The 4,813-nt window shown below is 70.4% G+C and carries 4 protein-coding genes and 1 pseudogene; 3 read left to right on the top strand and 2 right to left on the bottom strand.

What is annotated here, in order from left to right; all coding sequences use genetic code 11:
• A partial coding sequence (locus G6024_RS16280) for a BRCT domain-containing protein (protein ID WP_478213501.1) occupies positions 1 to 459 on the top strand: 459 nt, incomplete at its 5' end.
• 34 nt (positions 460 to 493) lie between these two features.
• Here G6024_RS16280 and G6024_RS16275 read toward each other — a convergent pair.
• A complete protein-coding gene (locus G6024_RS16275; protein WP_159149174.1) occupies positions 494 to 2,062 on the bottom strand; it encodes an FAD-dependent oxidoreductase in 1,569 nt (522 codons plus the stop codon).
• 135 nt (positions 2,063 to 2,197) lie between these two features.
• On the opposite strand from G6024_RS16275, the gene G6024_RS17105 reads away from it, so the two are divergent.
• Together G6024_RS17105 and G6024_RS16265 are read left to right on the top strand one after the other, a co-directional pair.
• Positions 2,198 to 2,722 carry a DUF3253 domain-containing protein gene (locus G6024_RS17105; RefSeq protein ID WP_235027952.1) on the top strand — a complete coding sequence of 175 codons (525 nt, stop codon included), beginning with the start codon at positions 2,198 to 2,200 and terminating at the stop codon, positions 2,720 to 2,722.
• A 148-nt stretch (positions 2,723 to 2,870) separates the two neighbouring features.
• Positions 2,871 to 4,028: an acyl-CoA dehydrogenase family protein gene (locus G6024_RS16265; RefSeq protein ID WP_067713690.1), complete on the top strand. Its 1,158-nt coding sequence runs from the start codon at positions 2,871 to 2,873 to the stop codon at positions 4,026 to 4,028.
• A gap of 83 nt (positions 4,029 to 4,111) precedes the next feature.
• Here G6024_RS16265 and G6024_RS16840 read toward each other — a convergent pair.
• Positions 4,112 to 4,657, bottom strand: a pseudogene (locus tag G6024_RS16840) (DUF6512 family protein).
• Positions 4,658 to 4,813: the final 156 nt, after the last annotated feature.

Raw genomic sequence — 4,813 nt, 5'->3', positions numbered from 1 at the left:
GACGACGACGACGAGATCGTCACCCCGGGCGACCGCGATCTCCGGGCAGGCGCGCGCGGACTCGTCGCCGGGCAGATCCGACGCGCCGCGAAGCGGGTGCCGATGACCGCCGACGTGCTGGAGCGGCTCCGGCTGGCCTCCGAGATCGTGGGCTCGGACCTGACGCCGGGGCTGGAGGCTCCGCCGGAGGCGGGCGCGGCGGACGTCCTGCGGCCCGGGACGCGGGTGTGTTTCTCCGGCAGCGCCCTGGACCGCAGCGGCGTCCTCGTGTCCCGGGACGAGATGGAGGCCCTCGCCCTCGGCCGTGGCCTGGTTCCCGTCGGTGCGGTCACCAAGAGCCGCTGCGACGCCCTGGTGGTCGCGGAGGCGGGCAGCCAGTCGACCAAGGCGAGGGCGGCCCACAAGTGGAGCACGCCGGTCATCGCGGCCGCGGACTTCCTCGCATGGACCGGCCGCTGACCGGGGTGGTTCGTCGCCGGCGCCGGCGCCGTGCTCAGGGAGCGATCGGGAGGGCCTGTCCGGCCATGTCGGCCACCGCCCGGTACGCCATGGTCATCCCGGACCCCAGGGGCACCCCCGGCCCCGGGTAGGCCTCACCGGAGACCGACGCGGACGAGTTGCCGGCGGCGTAGAGACCCGGGATAGGGCGACCGTCCGCGTCGACCGCGGCGCCGTTCGCGTCGATGACCGCACCGCCCTTGGTGCCGAGGTCGCCGAGGACGAGTCGGACGGCGTGGAGCTGGTCGCCGCCGACGGGCCGCAGGCACTGATCGGCCGTGGCGGCACCCAGGAAGAACCGCCCGTACGGGTCCTCGCCGCGGGCGAAGTCGGCGTCGCGCCCCTGCTCGGCGAAGCCGTTGAACCGGTCCACGCTCTCGCGCAACGCGGCGGGATCGAGCCCGGTGGCCTCGGCCAGTTCCTCGACGGATCCCGCGGTGTGCCACAGGCCGGCCCCGCGCAACGCGTCGGGCTCGGGTGCGGGGATACAGATCGCCGGGTAGCCGCCGGCCTCGGCGTCGTCGAACACCAACCAGAACTCGTCACCGGCCCCGTCGGCCATGCGGGCGTGCATCTTGCGCCCCATCTGGTCGTACGGCAGCAGTTCGTTGGCGAATCGCCGGCCGGTGCCGTCGACGATGATCCCGGAGCGGAAGCCCAGGGTGAACGCGGCGTGCCTGTTGGGGAACAGCGTGGCGGGGCACCACCAGGACTGGTCGAGCAGGTCCAGCTCCGCGCCGACCTGCTCGAACATGCGGACGGCGTCTCCCGAGCCCGTGGCGGGGTGGGACGACGACCAGTCGGCGGTGGGCATGTCCTGCCAGCGGCGGCGGAGGTCCGCCGACCGTTCGAAACCGCCGGCGGCGACCAGTACCCCACGGCGTGCGCCCAGCACCTGCCGGCCGGAGACACCGTTCACGACCACCCCGACGACACGTCCGTCGTCGTCACGGACCAGTTCCTCGGCGGCGGTGTTCAGTCGGGTCTCCGCGGTGCCCATCGCGTCGAGTGCGAGTACGAGTCGCGCCACCCAGGCCCTGCCGCCCTCGAGCTTGGCGGTGTCCTCGTCCGCGCCGAACTGGTCAGCCGGAACCGGCGGACGGATGTCGGTCGCCCGGTCGCCGACCTCCTCGCCCTTGATGGGCTTGGGGTAGATGCTCCGGCCGAGTTCCTGGCGCCCCGGGGCGTCGAAGTAGTCGGGGAAGGCCTGGAAGCGGGTCGGGATGCCCAGCTCGTCCTGCAGGAACTCGACGACCTGCGGCCCGGTGTTGAGGAACGCGTCCTGGACGTCGGCGGCGGTGCGGTCCCCCACCACGGCGCGGAAGTAGGTGCGCCCCCGCTCGACGGAGTCCTCGACCCCGTCCCGGGCGAGGACGGAGTTGCCAGGGAGCCACACGGCGCCGCCGGAGTACGCGGAGGTCCCCCCGAAGCGGTCGGTCTTCTCGATCAGGCAGGTCGACAGACCCCGGGCGGCGGCGGCCGCGGCACCGAAGAGGGCTGCCACCCCCGACCCCACGACCACCACGTCGAATTCCGCGTCGAATGTGTTGTCCTGCGCCGTCACGGCAGCCCCTCATCGTCATCCAGCTCTGGTGGAACACGTTCCAGTTCCTGTCGTGACCCTAACACCGGCCCGGTGTGCGACACCCTCGATCGGCGATCGGTGGGGAACGAGGGGGAGGCGGTGCAGGACCTGGGTGTGACCGATCGAGACAACAGCACCGGCGCCGGCGTGGAGCACACCGAGGACGGTCGACACATCGTGGTCGGGGGCCGGCGGTGGCGCGCGACGGATCCGTCCATCCCGGAGAAGCTCCGCTCGGAGCTCGTCCGCGCACTGATGACCGGTCGCCGGCTGGTCAAGACCGAAGGCGATGCCGCCCGGGTGATGGTGCACGACGCCAAGGTCGCTCTCGGAGAGCGCGGCGACCCGTGGTGGGCACCCACCCGGGAGGGGACACGCGACCGCCTGGCCGCGACGATCAGGACCCTCCTGCGCTCGCGCGGCCAGGGGCCGATCTGCCCGTCGGATGCGGCCCGGGTGGCGGGTGGGGACCATTGGCGCGACCTCATGCCCGTCGCCCGGGAGGTCGCGTTCGACCTACGCGAGGAGGGCGTGGTGGCGGTGACCCAGCGTGGCGAACGGGTCACCGGACGTGAGGTGACCGGGCCGATCAGGCTGATCGCCGACGTCGGCCTGGAGTTCACTCCGCCGACGGGGTGACGTCGCGGCGTCGGACGGGCCGGCGGACGGGTCAGAGAGTTCGAATTCTTGTAGGCTACTCACCAGTAGGAGTACACCAACCTGACGCTCCGCTCCCCTCCACGGTGGCCTGCCACCGGAGCAGAACGTCCAACGGAAAGGCACGCACTTGCGCCGCACTGTGTTCAACGAAGACCACGAGGCCTTCCGCCAGACCCTCCGTGACTTCATCGAGTCCGAGGTGACCCCCCACTTCCAGGAGTGGTTCGAGGCCGGCATCGTCCCGCGTGAGTTCTACTACAAGCTCGCCGACCTCGGCCTGTTCGGCATCAACGTCGACGAGGAGTACGGCGGCGCGGGGATCAATTCCCACAAGTTCGAGGCCATCCAGTCCGAGGAGACCGCCCGCGCCGGCGTGAACTTCGGCGGCTCGGGTGTCCACGTACTGCTCGGGCTCCCCTACATCAAGGCCCTGGCGACCGAGGAGCAGAAGCAGCGCTACCTGCCCAAGTTCGTCTCCGGCGAGGAGATGTGGGCGCTGGCGATGACCGAGCCCGGCACCGGGTCCGACCTGGCCGGCATGAAGAGCACCGCCAAACTCTCGGCTGACGGCACCCACTACGTCCTCAACGGTGCCAAGACGTTCATCACCGGCGGCGTCCACGCCGACCGCGTGATCGTGGCCTGCCGTACCGCTCCCCCGCGTGAGGACGACCGCCGCTTCGGCATCTCGCTGCTCGCCGTCGACACCAAGCTCGAGGGCTACGCGGTGGGCCGCAAGCTCGACAAGGTCGGACTCAAGACCTCCGACACGGCCGAGCTGTCCTTCACCGACGTCAAGGTCCCGGTCGAGGACCTGCTCGGCGAAGAGAACCGCGGCTTCTACTACCTCGGGCAGAACCTGCCGTCCGAGCGCTGGGGCATCGCCTACGGTGCGTATGCCCAGGCCGCGGCCGCCGTGCGGTTCGCCAAGGAGTACACGCAGCAGCGCACGGTCTTCGGCAAGGAGGTGGCCTCGTTCCAGAACACCAAGTTCGAGCTGGCCGCGTGCCAGGCCAAGGTCGACGCCGCGCAGGCCGTCGCGGACCGCGCCCTCGAGGCGCTGGACGAGGGCGAGCTCACCGCCGCCGAGGCGGCCTCGGCCAAGCTGTTCTGCACCGAGGTCGCCGCCGAGGTCATCGACCGTTGCCTCCAGCTGCACGGCGGCTACGGCTTCATGAACGAGTATCCGATCGCCCGCCTGTACTCGGACAACCGCGTCAACCGCATCTACGGTGGCACCAACGAGGTCATGAAGTCCATCATCGCCAAGGACATGGGCCTGTAGGTCCCACGACCCCCTGGCTCCGTCGGGCCCCGTCCGCTCCCCGCGGACGGGGCCCGAGTCGTCCGACGGACTCCCTCTGCCCGTCAGTCCCCGGGTGCGGCCTCGTAGTCGGCGTGCCCCTCGACCCCGTATCTGTATGTGATGGGGTCGATAAAGACGTCGGGTTCGGCGGGGGGCCTCAGGGTGAACACCACGTAGGCGGCGACGATGCCCACCAGGTAGAAAACCGAGAGGACGACGACGAGGACGTCCGCCTCCAGTCCGCTGAGCAGGCACACGAAGATCACCTGGGCGAGCGCAATGCACAGGCCGAACACGGCGATGTCCACCCACAGCACATTGCGACCTGCGACGGCCTTGTAGACGAAGACCACCCCGATCATCGTCACCGGGATCGACTAGAGGGCGACAGTGGCCGCGGGCACGAAGGACGGCTGCGAGGCGCCGCCGAGCACGAAGAGGGCCGCGTACAGCACCATGGTCGGCCAGGCGGCGATCTTGATGTGCTCCCAGTAACTCTCGTTGACCGCGGCGAACACGGCCACGACCCGGTTGTGCCCGCTCCAGTCGTAGGCGAAGTGGAGCACCGAGCCGACGACGATGAGCGGGATGATCGCCCACCAACTCACCGAGACGACGGCACCCGTGTCCAACACGGTCTCATCCTCCCACCGACCGGCGCAGTCCGCCGGTCTTCCCAGGTCAGAGCCGTGTGTCGGACCTGCTTGCTAGTGTTTCCCCAATCGAACACACGAGCGATACGGGGTGCGGCACTCGCCCGCCCG

This window comes from Dietzia maris (assembly GCF_014144855.1).
In the GTDB taxonomy this organism is placed as follows: Bacteria; Actinomycetota; Actinomycetes; order Mycobacteriales; family Mycobacteriaceae; genus Dietzia; species Dietzia kunjamensis.
This window is presented reverse-complemented; position numbering and strand designations above follow the sequence as displayed.